Raw genomic sequence first — 14,204 nt, 5'->3', positions numbered from 1 at the left:
CGGCTTACTTCTGCGCGTTCAGCGCGTCGATCACCTTCTTCGTGATGTCGACACGGGCGCTGAAGTGGATGGCGTCCTGCAGTATCAGGTCGTACTTCTCGTTGTCGAAGATCTGCTTGATGACGCGGTTGGCCTTCTCGACGACGGCCGACAGTTCCTCGTTCTTGCGCTGGTTCAGGTCTTCCTGCCACTCGCGCTTCTTGCGCTGCAGGTCGCGGTCCTGCTCGACGATGTCGCGCTGGCGGCGGTTGCGCTCGGCCTCGGCCAGCGTGGGTGCGTCCTTCTCGAGCTTGTCGGCCGCGCCGCGCAGCTTGGCTTCCAGGTCGCGCAGGTCCTTCTCGCGCTTGCCGAACTCGGCTTCCAGCTTGACCTGGGCGGCCTTGGCCAGGTTGGCCTCGCGCAGCACGCGCTCGCTGTTGACGTAGCCGATCTTCAGTTCCTGGGCCTGCACGGCCGGGGCGGCCACAACCATGGCGGCGGCCAGAGCCGCCGATTGCAAGAGCTTGCTGATCATCAGAATGCAGTCCCGATCTGGAATTGGAATTTCTCGATTCTATCCGTGCGCAGCTTGCGGATAGGCTTGCCATAGCTCAGGCGCAGCGGGCCCATCGGCGAGATCCACGACAGGCCCACGCCGGCCGACACGCGGATGGTGTCGAGCTGCAACTTCTCGTTCGTGCCCCAGACATTGCCGGCGTCGACGAAACCGAAGATGCGGAAGCTCTTGTCGTTGCCGCTGCCCGGCACCGGCAGATAGAGCTCGGCATTGGTGTTGAAGCGGCGGTTGCCGCCGCTGTAGGAGCCGGTAATGTCATTCGGGCCAAGCGAGCCGGCCTCGAAGACCCGCACCGAGCCCAGGCCGCCACCATAGAAGTTCTTGAAAAGGGGATAGGGCTTGCCGCCCAGGCCCACGCCCCAGCCAAGTTCGCTGTTGAGGCCCAGCGTGATCTTGTTCGTGACGTCGAAATACTGCTGGTACTGCAGGTTCAGGCGCGCGAACCGGACTTCGCCGAGTGGGCTGATTTCGAGATTGACACGCTGGTAGCGGCCCTTCAGCGGCGAGATGATGCTGTCTCGGCTGTCGCGCTGCCAGCCCACGGTCAGCGGGATGGAGTTGCTGTGCTGGCCGAACTGGTTGACGAATATGAAGTAGCTGTTGGGCAGGCCCTTGGACGTCGTGATGTCGGTTTGCTCGTAGCCGACACCGAAGAACACCGTGTCGACCTCGGAGAAGGGCACGCCGAAGCGCACCGCACCGCCCTTGGTGATGTACTGGTATTCCTCGCCCAGCGTGTTGATCGGGCGGGTCGTGCGGTAGAAGACGTCCAACGAGCGCGACACGCCGTCCACCGTGAAATAGGGGTCCACGGTGCTGACCTGCAACTGGCGGCCGGTGCGCGCCGTCGAGATGTCGATGCCCAGGTAGTTGCCCGAGCCGAAGACGTTGTCCTGACGGATGGAGCCGGTGAAGGACAGCTTGGTCTGGCTGGAATAGCCCGCGCCGACGGTGATGGCGCCGGTGGGGCGCTCGACGACGGTCAGGATCACGTCGACCTGGTCCTGGGCGCCCGGCACCTCCTGGGTGTCGATGGTGACTTCCTTGTCCTTGAAGTAGCCCAGGCGCTCGACGCGGTCGCGCGAGGCCTTGATCTTCTGGCCGTCGTACCAGGCCGCCTCGAACTGGCGGAACTCGCGGCGGATGACCTCGTCGCGCGTGCGCGAGTTGCCGGAGATGATGACCTTGCGCACATAGACGCGGCGCTGCGGTTCGGCGACGAAGGTGACGACGACCTGGCCGGTCGCGCGGTCGATCTCGGGCTTGCTGTCGACGCGCGCGAAGGCGTAGCCATAGGTGCCGAACAGGTCGCTGAAGGCGCGCGTCGTGTTGGCGACCGCCTCGCCCTGGTAGGCCTGGCCGGGCTTCAGGAAGACGAGGTGCTTGAAGTCCTCCTCGCGGCCGAGATAGTCGCCTTCGAGCTTGACGCCGGTGACGGTGTAGGGCTGGCCTTCGCTGACGGTGATCGCGATGCTGATGCTCTGCTTGTCCGGCGAGATCGTCACCTGCGTGGACGTGACGTTGAACTCGAGGTAGCCGCGGTTCAGGTAGTAGCTGCGGATGGTCTCGAGGTCCGCGTTCAGCTTGGCGCGCGAGTAGCGGTCGGTCTTGGTGTACCAGGTCAGCCAGCCGGTGGTCGTCTGCTCCAGCAGGCCCAGCAGCGTGCTCTCGGAGAACACCTTGGAGCCGAGGATGCGGATCTCGGCGATCTTGGCCGGCTCGCCCTCGGTCACGTTGAAGCTGACGTTGACGCGGTTGCGCTCGATCGGCGTGATGGTGGTCGTGACCTCGGCGCCGTAGAGGCTGCGGGTCAGGTATTGCCGCTTGAGCTCCTGCTCGGCGCGGTCGGCCAGCGCCTTGTCGAAGGGCTTGCCCTCGCCGATGCCGACGTCCTTCAGCGACTTGGTCAGCGCCTCGGTGTCGAACTCCTTCAGGCCGACGAAGTTGACGTTGGCGATGATGGGGCGCTCGTCGATGATGACGACGACGGCATTGCCCTCGATGCTGATGCGCACGTCCTTGAACAGGCCGGTGGCGAACAGCGCGCGCAGCGCGGCGGCACCCTTTTCATCGTTGTAGGTGTCGCCGATGCGGAAGGGCAGCGACGCGAACACGGTGCCCGGGTCGGTGCGCTGCAGGCCTTCGACGCGGATGTCCTTCAGCACGAAGGGGTCGACGGCCCAGGCCAACCCCGACTGGAACATCCCCGTGAGAGCCAAAGCCAGGAGACTGAGGCGGGAGGGGCGATGCTTCGCTCCCGAACTGTGGAAAGAGGACATGCGAGACAGGGAGGGAGTTCAGTGCCAGCCCGCGAAGCGGGAGACAAGGTCGTTGGAAAGGGCCAAGGCCATCATCAGCATCAGGATCAGCGCGCCTGCGCGCTGCAGTTGCCGTTGCCACCATTCAGGGACGGGGCGGCCACTCAGACCCTCGAAAAGATGATACATGAGGTGCCCGCCATCGAGCATCGGCAGCGGCAGCAGGTTCAGCACGGCCAGGCTCATCGAGATGCGGGCCAGGAAATCGATGAAGGGCGTGACGCCCGCGCGCGCCGACTGGCCGGCGTAGTCGGCGATGGCCAGCGGCCCGCTGAGGTTCTTCACCGAGGCCTCGCCGATGAGGATGCGGCCGAGCAGGCGCACCGTCGTGGCGGCCATGTCCCAGCTCTGCTCGATGCCCGACCACAGCCCGTCCGCGAAGCCCCGGCGCACCAGCACGCGCTCGGGCGGCGCACCGACATAGACCTCCAGCCGCGCGACGCTGCCGCCGGCTTCCTGCAGCAGCCGCGGCGCGACGTCGAGCTCGACGACCTGGCCGGCGCGCTCGACGCGCCAGGCCATGCGGCGCGGCTGGTCGCCGTCATGGGCGTTGCGGATGGCATCGCGCAGCTGGCCGGCATCCAGCACCGTGCGGCCGTCGATGCTGAGCACGCGGTCGCCGGCGACGAGACCCGCCTGCGCGCCAGCGCCGCCGGGCGTCACGCGGCTGATCAGCGGTTCCTGCAGCGGGTTCAGCCCGATCTCGGCCAGCAACTGCGCGTCGGGTGCGCGCCCGGCCAGCCGCTCGACATCGAGCTTCACGCTGTGCGCGCCATGGCCCTGCGCGTCGGTGACGCTCAGCTGCAGCCCCTCGCCCAGGGCCTGCGCACGCGCGACCGCCGCCGTCAGCGCCGGCAGGGATTCGATGTCCTGCCACTGCTGGCCGTCGGGCGACACGGCCCGCACCCAGTCGCCGGCCTGCAGGCCGGCCCGCTCGGCCAGCGAGCCCGACGCCGGCGTGCCGAGCACGGGCCTGGGTAGCTCGACGCCGACCCAGGCGACGACCGCGAACAGCAGGATGGCCAGCAGCCAGTTCGCCGCCGGCCCGGCCGCGACGATGGCCGCGCGCTGCCGCAGCGGCCGCTGGCCGAAGGCCTGCTCGCGCTGCTGCTCCGGCACCGGGCCGTCGCGCTCGTCCAGCATGCGCACATAGCCGCCCAGCGGCAGCGCGCTGAGCGTGAACTCGGTGCCGTCGCGGCCGACGCGCCGCCACAGCACGCGGCCGAAGCCGATGGAGAAACGCAGCACCTTGACGCCGCAGGCCCGCGCGACGCGGTAGTGGCCCCATTCATGCACGGCGATCAGCAGCGCGACCGCGAACAGAAAGGGCGGCAGGTCCGCAAGACTCATACGAGGCGCCGGGCGTGGTCGCGAGTGCGCGCGTCGAGGTCCAGCAGGGCCTCGATGCTGCCGCAGTCGCCCGGCTGCACGTCGGCCAGGCATTGCGAGTTGATCGCGTGGATGCGATCGAAGCGCAGGCGGCCGTTCAGGAAGGCATCCACCGCCACCTCGTTGGCCGCGTTCAGCACCGTCGTGCTGCCTTCCGCGCCGCGCAGCGCCTGCCAGGACAGGTGCAGGCCCGGGAAGCGGACCGCATCGGCCTCCTCGAACGTGAGGCTGGGCGTGGTCAGCAGGTCCAGGCGGCTGGCGCCCGACGTGATGCGCTCGGGGAAGGACAGGCCGTAGGCGATGGGCACGCGCATGTCGGGCGTGCCGAGCTGGGCCAGCACGGACTGGTCGCGGCAGACCACCATCGAATGGATGATGCTCTGCGGATGGATCAGCACGCGGATCTGCTCGGGCGCGAGGTTGAACAGCCAGCGCGCCTCGATGACCTCCAGCGCCTTGTTCATCATCGTCGCCGAGTCGACCGAGATCTTGCGGCCCATGACCCAGTTCGGATGGGCGCAGGCCTGGTCGGGCGTCACGTCGGCCAGCGTCTTCGGGTCGCGCGTGCGGAAGGGGCCGCCGGAGGCCGTCAGCACGATGTGGTCAATGCGCTCGTGCCAGGTCGCGCGGTCTTCCGGCAGGCACTGGAAGATGGCCGAGTGCTCGCTGTCGATGGGCAGCAGCGTGGCGCCGCCGGCCTCCACCGCCTGCATGAACAGCGCGCCGCCGACGACGATGGCCTCCTTGTTGGCCAGCAGCAGGCGCTTGCCGGCACGGGCCGCGGCGATGGCCGGCGCCAGGCCGGCGGCGCCGACGATGGCGGCCATCACCGTGTCGACGTCCGGATGGGCGGCAACCTCGGCCAGCGCCGCGGCGCCGTCCAGCACCTCGGTGCGGCTGCCCGCCTCGCGCAGACGTTCACGCAGCCGCGCAGCGGCCTCGCGCTGAGGCATCACGGCAAAGCGCGGCTGCCAGGTCAGGCACTGGGCCAGCAGCTCGTCGACGCGGCTCATTGCGCTCAGCGCGACGACCTCGTAACGATCAGGGTGGCGCGCGATGACGTCCAGCGTGTTGACGCCGATGGAGCCGGTCGAGCCCAGCACGCAGACGCGTTGACGATTCATAGGGAGATCAGGGCAAGGGCCAGCGGGAAGACCGGCAGCAGCGCATCGATGCGGTCCAGCACGCCGCCATGGCCGGGCAGCAGGCCGCTGCTGTCCTTGGCGCCGACGGCACGCTTGACCAGGGATTCGAACAGATCGCCGACGACGCTCATCGCGGCCAGGAAGACCAGGGCCAGCAGCGAGACGACGCCGTGGCGCTGCACGAGCAGCGTGTAGAGGCTGGGCGAGTCGACGGCGAGCCTCACGTCGATGACGTGGACCCACACGAAGCCGAGCAGGATGACGCCGGCCAGGCCGCCCCAGACGCCTTCCCAGCTCTTGCCCGGGCTGATGGCCGGCGCGAGCTTGCGCCTGCCGAAGGCCCGGCCGCAGAAATAGGCGGCGATGTCTGCCATCCACACGAGGCAGAACACCGACAGGATGAAGTTGATGCCATGCACCTTGGCCTGCACGATGGCCAGCCAGGCGCCCCAGAGCAGCAGCGCGCCCAGCGCCAGGCGCCCGCCGCGGGCGATGCGTGGCCAGCCGGCCGGCCCGGCGCGCAGCGCATAGGCGCCGCCCAGCACCCAGACCAGGCTGGCCAGCGACCAGAGCCAGGCCGGCGGCGCGTTCAGCCCGCCGATCAGCAGCGTCCAGACGCAGGCCAGCGCCAGCGCCACGCCCGCCGCGATGGCGCCCGTGCCGGGCAGGCCGTTGAGCCGCGCCCACTCCCAGCCGGCCGCACCCATCATCGCGACGGTGACCCAGGCGAAAGGCCAGGGCGAGGCCTGGAACAGCACCGGCAGCAGCACTGCCAGCAGCACGACGGCGGTGATGACGCGTGTCTTCAGCATGAGGCTTGCCTTCAGGCCGCGGCCGGCGGCGCTTCCTTGACGCCGCCGAAGCGGCGGTCGCGCGCGTGGAAGGCCGCGATGGCCGCATCCAGCTCGCGCTCGCCGAACTCGGGCCACAGGCAGTCCGAGAACACGAACTCGGTATAGGCCGCCTGCCAGAGCAGGAAGTTGCTGATGCGCACCTCGCCGCCCGTGCGGATGAAGAGGTCGGGGTCGGGTGCATAGCTCATGGCCATGAACTCCGACAGCCTGGCCTCGGTCAGCTCCGCGGCCGGCACGCCGGCCTCGATGGCCTTCCTGCAGGCCTGCACGATGTCCCAGCGGCCACCGTAGTTGAAGGCGACGTTCAGCGTCAGCTTGCTGTTGTGGGCGGTGCTGGTCTCGGCCTCGTTCCAGGCGTTGCGCAGCTTGTCGGACACGGCATCGCGGTCGCCGACGATGCGGATGCGCACGCCCATCGCACCCATCTTGGCGAGGTAGCGGCTGACGGCGGCCAGCACCAGGCCCATCAGGCCGGAGACCTCGTCGCTCGGGCGCTTCCAGTTCTCGCTGGAGAAGGCGAAGACGGTGACGTACTCGATGTCGCGCTCGACGCAGGCCTGCACGACCTTGACCAGCGAGTCCACGCCCGCCTTGTGGCCGAAGAAGCGCGGCAGGAAGCGCTTCTTGGCCCAGCGGCCGTTGCCATCCATGACGATGGCGACATGGCGCGGCGGCGCGGGGCGGTCTTGCGCCACGGCTGGCTTGCCCAGGACGGCGCTCAAACCGCGAGGATCTCGGCTTCCTTGGCCGAGATCAGCTTGTCGATCTCGTTGATCACGCGGTCGGTGAGCTTCTGCACCTCGTCAAGGCTGCGGCGCTCGTCGTCCTCGCCGATTTCCTTGTCCTTCAGCAGCTTCTTGGCCTGCTCGTTGGCGTCGCGGCGCAGGTTGCGCACGGCCACCTTGGCGTCTTCGCCGGCGTTGCGCACGACCTTGGTCAGATCCCTGCGGCGCTCCTCGGTCAGCGGCGGCATCGGCACGCGGATCAGGTCGCCTTGGGCTGCGGGGTTCAGGCCCAGGTCGCTCTCGCGGATGGCCTTCTCGATCTTGGCGCCCATGCCCTTTTCCCAGGGCTGGACGGAGATGGTGCGCGCGTCCAGCAGCGTCACGTTGGCCACCTGCGAGATGGGCACCATGGAGCCGTAGTAGTCGACGCTGACCTGGTCCAGCAGGCCCGGGTGGGCACGGCCGGTGCGGATCTTGTGCAGTTCGCCCTTCAGTGATTCGACCGACTTGGCCATCTTGGCCTCGGCGTTCTTCTTGATGTCTGCAATGCTCATGATCTGTCTCTCGTCAACTGATTCAGGTTAGACGTGCACCAGCGTGCCTTCGTCCTCGCCCTGCACGACGCGCTTCAGCGCGCCCGGCTTGAAGATGCTGAAGACCTTGATCGGCAGCTTCTGGTCGCGGCACAGCGCGAATGCGGCGCCGTCCATCACCTGCAGATTGCGCGTGATGGCCTCGTCGAAGCTGATGCGCGCGTAGCGCTTGGCCTCGGGGTCCTTCTTGGGGTCGGCCGTGTAGACACCGTCGACCTTGGTGGCCTTCAGCACGATCTCGGCACCGATCTCGGCGCCACGCAGGGCCGCCGCCGTGTCGGTCGTGAAGAAGGGGTTGCCGGTGCCGGCGGCGAAGACGACGACCTTGCCCTCTTCGAGGTATTGCAGCGCCTTGGGGCGCACATAGGGCTCGACGACCTGCTCGATCGCGATGGCCGACATCACGCGGGCCGTCATGCCTTCCTGGCGCATCGTGTCGGCCAGGGCCAGCGAGTTCATCACCGTGGCCAGCATGCCCATGTAGTCGGCCGTGGCGCGGTCCATGCCGACCGAGCCGCCCGCCACGCCGCGGAAGATGTTGCCGCCGCCGATGACGACCGCCACCTCGATGCCCATCTGCGTCACCTCGCGGACCTCCTGCACCATGCGGACGATGGTCGCGCGGTTGATGCCGTAGGCGTCGTCGCCCATCAGGGCTTCACCGGAGAGTTTGAGCAGGATGCGCTTGTACGCGGGCATGGATGTCCTCAGCAGATTCGGGGGGCCTGTCGGTGGCCCGGAAGTTTAAAGGGCGCCAACTTGGCGCCCTTTCATTTCACAAGAGTCTTTACTGACCCTTTGCAGCCGCCACCTGGGCGGCCACTTCGGCCGCGAAGTCGTCGACCTTCTTCTCGATGCCTTCGCCGACCACGTAGAGCGTGAAGCCCTTGACCGCCGTGTTCACCGACTTCAGGTGGGCGCCCACGGTCTGCTTGCCGTCGGCGGCCTTCACGAAGACCTGGTCCAGCAGCGAGACTTCCTTCAGGAACTTCTGCACCGAGCCTTCGACCATCTTGGCGACGATGTCGGCCGGCTTGCCGGATTCGGCCGCCTTCTCGGTGGCGATCTTGCGCTCCTTCTCGACCAGCTCGGCCGGCACGTCGGCGCTGGACAGCGCGGCCGGCTTCATCGCGGCGATGTGCATGGCCACGTCCTTGGCGGCGACGTCGTCACCTTCGAACTCGACGACCACGCCGATGCGGGTGCCGTGCAGATAGGTGGCCAGCTTGCTGCCGGCGTAGCGCTGGAAGCGGCGGATCGTCATGTTCTCGCCGATCTTGCCGATCAGGCCCTTGCGCACGTCTTCCACGGTCGGGCCGAAGCCTTCCTGCGACAGCGGCAGGGCCGACAGTGCGGCCACGTCGGCCGGGTTGTGCTCGGCGACCAGGCCGGCCAGCGCGTTCACGAAGGCCAGGAAGGCGTCGTTCTTCGAGACGAAATCAGTCTCGCAGTTCACTTCGATCATCGCGCCGTTGCCATTCACGACGGCGGCGGCGACCACGCCTTCGGCGGTGATGCGCGAGGCGGCCTTGCCGGCCTTGTTGCCCAGCTTGACGCGCAGGATCTCTTCGGCGCGGCCCAGGTCGCCGTCGGCCTCGGTCAGCGCCTTCTTGCACTCCATCATCGGGGCGTCGGTGCGGGCACGCAGTTCGCCCACCATGCTTGCGGTGATTGCAGCCATTTCAGTTCTCCAGATTTCGGTTGGCAAAAGGGGCCTCGCGGCCCCTTTCAATGCAGGGTCGAAAGGCGATCAGGCCTCTTCGGAGACCTCGACGAACTCGTCGCCGGCGGGGGCGACGGCAGCCAGCACGTCGGCGGTGGCGTTGGCCTTGCCTTCGAGCACGGCGTCGGCCACGGCACGGGCGTACAGGGCCACGGCCTTGGCGGAGTCGTCGTTGCCGGGGATGACGTAGTCGATGCCTTCGGGCGAGTGGTTGGTGTCCACCACGCCGATGACGGGAATGCCGAGCTTCTTGGCTTCGGCGACGGCGATCTTGTGGTAGCCGACGTCGATGACGAAGATGGCGTCAGGCAGGGCGGTCATGTCCTGGATGCCGCCGATGTTCTTTTCCAGCTTGGCGATGTCGCGCTGGAACAGCAGGGCTTCCTTCTTGATCGCGGGCTGGGTGCCAGCCTCGACCTGGGCCTGCATGTCCTTCAGGTTCTTCAGCGAGGTCTTGACCGTCTTGAAGTTGGTCATCATGCCGCCGAGCCAACGGGCATCGACGTAGGGCATGCCGGCGCGCTGGGCTTCGGCGGCGATGAACTCGCGGGCCTGGCGCTTCGTGCCGATCATCAGGATCGTGCCGCGCTTGGCCGCCAGCGAGCGCACGAACTTCATCGCATCGTTGAACGCGGGCAGCGTCTTCTCGAGGTTGATGATGTGGATCTTGTTGCGATGGCCGTAGATATACGGGGCCATCTTGGGGTTCCAGAAGCGGGTTTGGTGGCCGAAATGGACGCCGGCTTCCAGCATCTCGCGCATCGTGACAGACATGGTCTTACCTCGAAGGTTGGGTCTAAAATCCGGCCCGAATTGCGCGATGTGAAACAAACGTTCGATCTTGTGTCGATCCGTTCAGCTTCAACTTCGTCGCGCAGCACCTTGGTTGGGCCGGTTTGCGATTTGTCTCGCTGCCACACAAGAAGAACCAGGTGCAGTCAGCAAAACCCGACGAGTATATACCGAATCCATGCCTGACGACCTGAGCCGCGCGCTTGAGGGCCTGCGGTCGGGTCGCCTGAGCGCGGCCGGGCTGCTGGACGAGAACCTGGCCGCCGCCCGCGGCGAGGCCTGCGAGCACGCCTTCATCCGCCACTTCCCCGCGCCTCGGCAGCTCGCGGCGCCCGACGCGCCGCTGGGCGGCCTGGCCATCTCCGTCAAGGACCTGTTCGACGTCGCCGGCCAGCCGACGACGGCCGGCTCGCGCGCGCTGGCCGACGCCGCGCCGGCCGCGGCCGACTGCCCGGCCGTCGCACGCCTGCGCGCCGCCGGCGCCACGCTGGTCGGCCACACCAACCTCAGCGAGTTCGCCTTCTCCGGCGTCGGCATCAATCCCCGCCACGGCACGCCGGTCAATCCGGTCACGCGGGCGCTGGACGGCCAGCGCCGCATCCCCGGCGGCTCCAGCTCGGGCGCGGCCGTCAGCGTCGCGGCCGGCGCGGCCGGCGCGGCCTGGGCGGCACTGGGTTCGGACACCGGCGGCTCCATCCGCATCCCGGCGGCGCTGCACGGCTTGGTCGGCTTCAAGAACACGGCGCGGCTGACGCCCATGGACGGCGCCATCCCGCTGGCCCGTTCGCTGGACACGGCCTGCGCCATCACGCGCTCGGCGCGCGACGCCGTGCTGCTGCACGAGATCCTGTCGGGCCGGCCGGTCGCGCGGCTGAACCGGCCACTGCCGGACTGGCGCCTCGCCGTGGCCCGGCCGCTGTTGCAGGACGGCCTGGACGCCGGCGTTGCCGCCGCCTTCGAGCGCAGCCTGGCCGCGCTGCGCGCCGCCGGGGCCCGCATCGTCGACATCGACCTGCCGGCCCTGCACGATCTGCCGCCGCCGCAGGCCCGCGGCGCCCTCGTCGCCGCCGAGGCCTGGGCCTGGCACCACGAGCTGCTGAGCCGCCGCGAAGCCGACTACGACCCGCGCGTGGCCTGGCGCATCCGCCAGGGCGAGCGTGTCACGCCCGAGATCCTGCAGCTCGCCCTGGCCGCGCGTAAGCGCTACATCGCCAGCATGGAAGCCTCGCTGCGCGACATCGACGCCGTGCTGTCGCCGACCGTGCCCGTCGTCGCGCCGCTGCTGCAGCCCTTGGTCGACAGCGACGAGGCCTTCTTCGCGGCCAATGCGCTGCTGCTGCGCAACCCCGGCCTCGTCAACGCGCTGGACGGCTGCGCGATCAGCCTGCCCTGCCAGCGCCCGGGCGAGCTGCCCGTGGGCCTGATGCTGTGGGCGCCGGCGCTGCGCGATGACGCGCTGCTCAATCTCGCCCTCATCCTCGAACCCCTTCTTCCGACTCACTGATGCGCATCGCCATCGTCGGCGCCGGCCTTGCCGGCGTCTGCACCGCCTACGAACTGGCCGCGGCCGGCCACGAGGTCACCGTCTTCGAACGCCGCGGCAGCGTGGCCGAGGAGGCCAGCTTCGCGCCGAGCGCGCTGCTCGCGCCCGCACTGGCCCTGCCCGGCCTGCTGCCCGCCCCCGCCGTCGGCACGCTGCGCTGGCGCTGGAGCCGCCGCCAGGCGCGCCGCAGCCCGGCCCAGGCCGCCCGCGAGGCCCAGGCCCTGCAGCTGGCCCGCCTCGGCCACCAGCGCCTGCAGGCGCTGCGCCGCGCGCTGCCGCTGGACGACGAGGCCGCCGACGGCGTGCTGGTGCTGCTGCGCGAGGCCCGCCAGCTGGCGGCGTTGCAGCCGCGCCTGGACGCACTCGCCGCCGCCGGCCTGGCCGTGCAGGTCGTCGACGCCGAGGCCTGCCGCCAGCGCGAGCCCGGCCTCAATGCCGAGGCCCCGCTGCACGGCGGCCTGGTGCTGGGCCCCGGCAGCGTCGGCAACGGCCGCCTCTTCGCGCAGCAGCTGCGCGCCCAGGCCCAGCGCCTGGGCGTGGCCTTCCGCTTCCACAGCCTCGTCACCGGCCTGCGCGCCGAGGCGCGCGCGGTGCAGCTCAGCCACGAGCCTGCGACGGGCACGCCCGCAGCCACGCGGCGCGAGGCCGGCGACACCCAGCCCCAGGCACTCGGCCCGCAGACCGAGGCCTTCGACAGCGTCGTGCTCTGCGCCGCCCTGGGCGCCGTCACGCTGCTGCAGGCCGCCGGCCAGGCCCTGCCCGTGGCGACCACCAGCGACGCCACCTTGACGCTGCCGCTGCGCCTGCTGGAGGCCCACCCCGAGCTCGGCCCGCAGGCCGGGCTGCTGGACGCACGCGAAGGCATCGCCATCGCACGCATCGGCCAGCGCGTGCGCGTCACCGGCCCCGTCGGCGCGGCCGACCACGCCCATCTGCACAAGGCACTGCAGCACTGGTTCCCCGGCTGCGTACTGCAGGGCCAGGCCCAGGCCAGCACGCGCCAGCGCCTGCTGATGCCCGACGGCCTGCCCGTGGTCGGCGCCAGCGCGCTGCCCGGCGTCTGGCTGTTGCTGGGCCAGGGCGGCGAGGCCGGCCATGGCTGGAGCCTGGCCTGCGGCGCGGCCCGCGTGCTGGCCGATGCTCTCGCTGGCCTGACGCCCGAGCTGGACAGCTCGGCCCTGTCGGCCTCACGATCCTGACATGCCCCATCTGCTCGCCGCCGACCGCTGCTGGCCGCTGCACGACCTCGCCGCGACGCGGCGCCTGGAGGCGCGTGCGCTGGCGCAGCGCCCCGACCTGATGCAGGACGCCGGCCTGGCCGTCGCCAAGCTGGCGCTGGCACTCTGGCCCGGCAGCGGCCCGGTCTGGGTGGCCTGCGGGCCGGGCAACAACGGCGGCGACGGCCGCGTGGCCGCCCGCCTGCTGCGCGAGCACGGCGTTCCCGTCGTGCTGACGCCCGACGAGCCCGTGCCGGCAGAGCGCCCCGCCCTCGTCGTCGACGCGCTGCTCGGCATCGGCCTGAACCGGGCACCGAGCACGGCCCTGGCGGCGACGATGGCCGCCGTGCAGGCCTGCGGCGCCCCCATCCTGGCCGTCGACCTGCCCAGCGGCCTGCGCGCCGACACGGGCCAACCGGCCGGCGCGGCCGCCGTGCGCGCCGACCACACGCTGACGCTGCTGACGCTCAAGCCCGGCCTCTTCACCGGCGAGGGCCGCGCGCATGCGGGGCAGATCTGGTTCGACGACCTCGGCGTTGCGGCGGACGAACCCGCCAGCGCCGACCTGCTCGGCCCGCTGGAGCTGCGCGAGCGCCGCGCAACGGCGCACAAGGGCAGTCATGGACAGGTGCTGGTCGTCGGCGGCGCGCCCGGCATGCAGGGCGCGGCCCGGCTGGCCGCGCGCGCGGCGCTGGCCTGCGGCGCGGGGCGGGTCTACCTGGACCTGCTGGGCGCGCCCGCCAGCGAGCCGGCGGACCCGCAGCGGCCCGAGCTGATGCGCGGCCGGCTGGGCACGCTGCGCGAGGCCGTGGGCGTCGTCGGCTGCGGCGCGGGCGAGGCCATCGCCGCGGCGCTGCCGGAGCTGCTCGCCAGGCTGCCTCGCCTCGTGCTGGATGCCGACGCGCTGAACGCCATCGCCGCCGATCCGGCACTGCAGGCGCTGCTGCGCGCCCGCGCCGCCGGCACGACGCTGCTGACGCCCCACCCGCTCGAAGCCGCGCGCCTGCTGGGCCGCGACACGGCCGCCGTGCAGGCCGACCGCCTCGCTGCGGCGGCCGAGATGGCCGCGCGGCTGGCCTGCACGGTCGTGCTGAAGGGCTCGGGCAGCGTCGTCGCGACGCCGGGCCAGCGCCCCGCCGTCAACCCCAGCGGCGGCCCGGCGCTGGCGACGGCCGGCAGCGGCGACGTGCTGGCCGGCTGGCTGGGCGGGCTTTGGGCCCAGGCCGCCACGACCGGCGCCCATCGCGTCGCCTGCGCCGGCGTGTTCGCACATGGACGCGCCGGCAAGGCGAGCGGCGTGCTGCGGGCCGCCGACCTGGTCGAACGCCTGGCGACCCAGGCCTGAGCGC

13 protein-coding genes are annotated in these 14,204 nt (G+C 70.2%); 3 read left to right on the top strand and 10 right to left on the bottom strand.

Going from position 1 to position 14,204, the window contains the following annotated elements; genetic code table 11:
- Positions 1-4: 4 nt before the first annotated feature.
- The 10 genes from NYP07_RS10115 to rpsB form a co-directional block, all read right to left on the bottom strand.
- The gene (locus NYP07_RS10115) at positions 5-514 is read right to left on the bottom strand and encodes an OmpH/Skp family outer membrane protein (RefSeq protein WP_268149962.1); all 510 of its coding nucleotides are present in this window, start codon (positions 512-514) and stop codon (positions 5-7) included.
- Positions 514-2,760 (bottom strand): outer membrane protein assembly factor BamA, encoded by a 2,247-nt coding sequence (gene bamA / locus NYP07_RS10110; RefSeq protein ID WP_268149960.1) that lies wholly within the window; start codon positions 2,758-2,760, stop codon positions 514-516. Before bamA ends, NYP07_RS10115 begins: the two co-directional genes overlap by 1 nt.
- 93 nt (positions 2,761-2,853) lie before the next feature.
- Complete coding sequence (rseP, locus tag NYP07_RS10105; protein ID WP_268149958.1) at positions 2,854-4,224, bottom strand: RIP metalloprotease RseP; 1,371 nt, start codon at positions 4,222-4,224, stop codon at positions 2,854-2,856.
- Positions 4,221-5,387: a 1-deoxy-D-xylulose-5-phosphate reductoisomerase gene (gene ispC / locus NYP07_RS10100; RefSeq protein WP_268149956.1), complete on the bottom strand. Its 1,167-nt coding sequence runs from the start codon at positions 5,385-5,387 to the stop codon at positions 4,221-4,223. Before ispC ends, rseP begins: the two co-directional genes overlap by 4 nt.
- Positions 5,384-6,220, bottom strand: coding sequence for a phosphatidate cytidylyltransferase (locus NYP07_RS10095; protein ID WP_268149954.1), 837 nt, complete (start codon positions 6,218-6,220; stop codon positions 5,384-5,386). The genes ispC and NYP07_RS10095 overlap by 4 nt, the downstream gene beginning before the upstream one ends.
- A gap of 11 nt (positions 6,221-6,231) precedes the next feature.
- Positions 6,232-6,984 carry a polyprenyl diphosphate synthase gene (uppS, locus tag NYP07_RS10090; protein ID WP_378990572.1) on the bottom strand — a complete coding sequence of 251 codons (753 nt, stop codon included), beginning with the start codon at positions 6,982-6,984 and terminating at the stop codon, positions 6,232-6,234.
- Positions 6,981-7,541: a ribosome recycling factor gene (gene frr / locus NYP07_RS10085; RefSeq protein ID WP_268149952.1), complete on the bottom strand. Its 561-nt coding sequence runs from the start codon at positions 7,539-7,541 to the stop codon at positions 6,981-6,983. The genes uppS and frr overlap by 4 nt, the downstream gene beginning before the upstream one ends.
- 27 nt (positions 7,542-7,568) lie before the next feature.
- Positions 7,569-8,279: a UMP kinase gene (gene pyrH, locus NYP07_RS10080; RefSeq protein WP_268149950.1), complete on the bottom strand. Its 711-nt coding sequence runs from the start codon at positions 8,277-8,279 to the stop codon at positions 7,569-7,571.
- 88 nt (positions 8,280-8,367) lie between these two features.
- Complete coding sequence (gene tsf / locus NYP07_RS10075) at positions 8,368-9,261, bottom strand: translation elongation factor Ts (RefSeq protein WP_268149948.1); 894 nt, start codon at positions 9,259-9,261, stop codon at positions 8,368-8,370.
- A gap of 69 nt (positions 9,262-9,330) precedes the next feature.
- Positions 9,331-10,077 (bottom strand): 30S ribosomal protein S2, encoded by a 747-nt coding sequence (rpsB, locus tag NYP07_RS10070; RefSeq protein WP_268149946.1) that lies wholly within the window; start codon positions 10,075-10,077, stop codon positions 9,331-9,333.
- A gap of 196 nt (positions 10,078-10,273) precedes the next feature.
- On the opposite strand from rpsB, the gene NYP07_RS10065 reads away from it, so the two are divergent.
- The 3 genes from NYP07_RS10065 to NYP07_RS10055 are packed head-to-tail and all read left to right on the top strand — an operon-like array spanning position 10,274 to position 14,200.
- Positions 10,274-11,599, top strand: a complete 1,326-nt coding sequence (locus tag NYP07_RS10065; protein WP_268149944.1) for an amidase — start codon at positions 10,274-10,276, stop codon at positions 11,597-11,599.
- The gene (locus tag NYP07_RS10060) at positions 11,599-12,837 is read left to right on the top strand and encodes an FAD-dependent oxidoreductase (RefSeq protein WP_268149942.1); all 1,239 of its coding nucleotides are present in this window, start codon (positions 11,599-11,601) and stop codon (positions 12,835-12,837) included. The genes NYP07_RS10065 and NYP07_RS10060 overlap by 1 nt, the downstream gene beginning before the upstream one ends.
- 1 nt (position 12,838) lies before the next feature.
- Positions 12,839-14,200, top strand: a complete 1,362-nt coding sequence (locus tag NYP07_RS10055; protein WP_268149940.1) for an NAD(P)H-hydrate dehydratase — start codon at positions 12,839-12,841, stop codon at positions 14,198-14,200.
- Positions 14,201-14,204: the final 4 nt, after the last annotated feature.

Origin of the sequence: Pelomonas aquatica, from assembly GCF_026712205.1 — a bacterium.
Taxonomy (GTDB): domain Bacteria; phylum Pseudomonadota; class Gammaproteobacteria; order Burkholderiales; family Burkholderiaceae_C; genus Pelomonas; species Pelomonas aquatica.
This window is presented reverse-complemented; position numbering and strand designations above follow the sequence as displayed.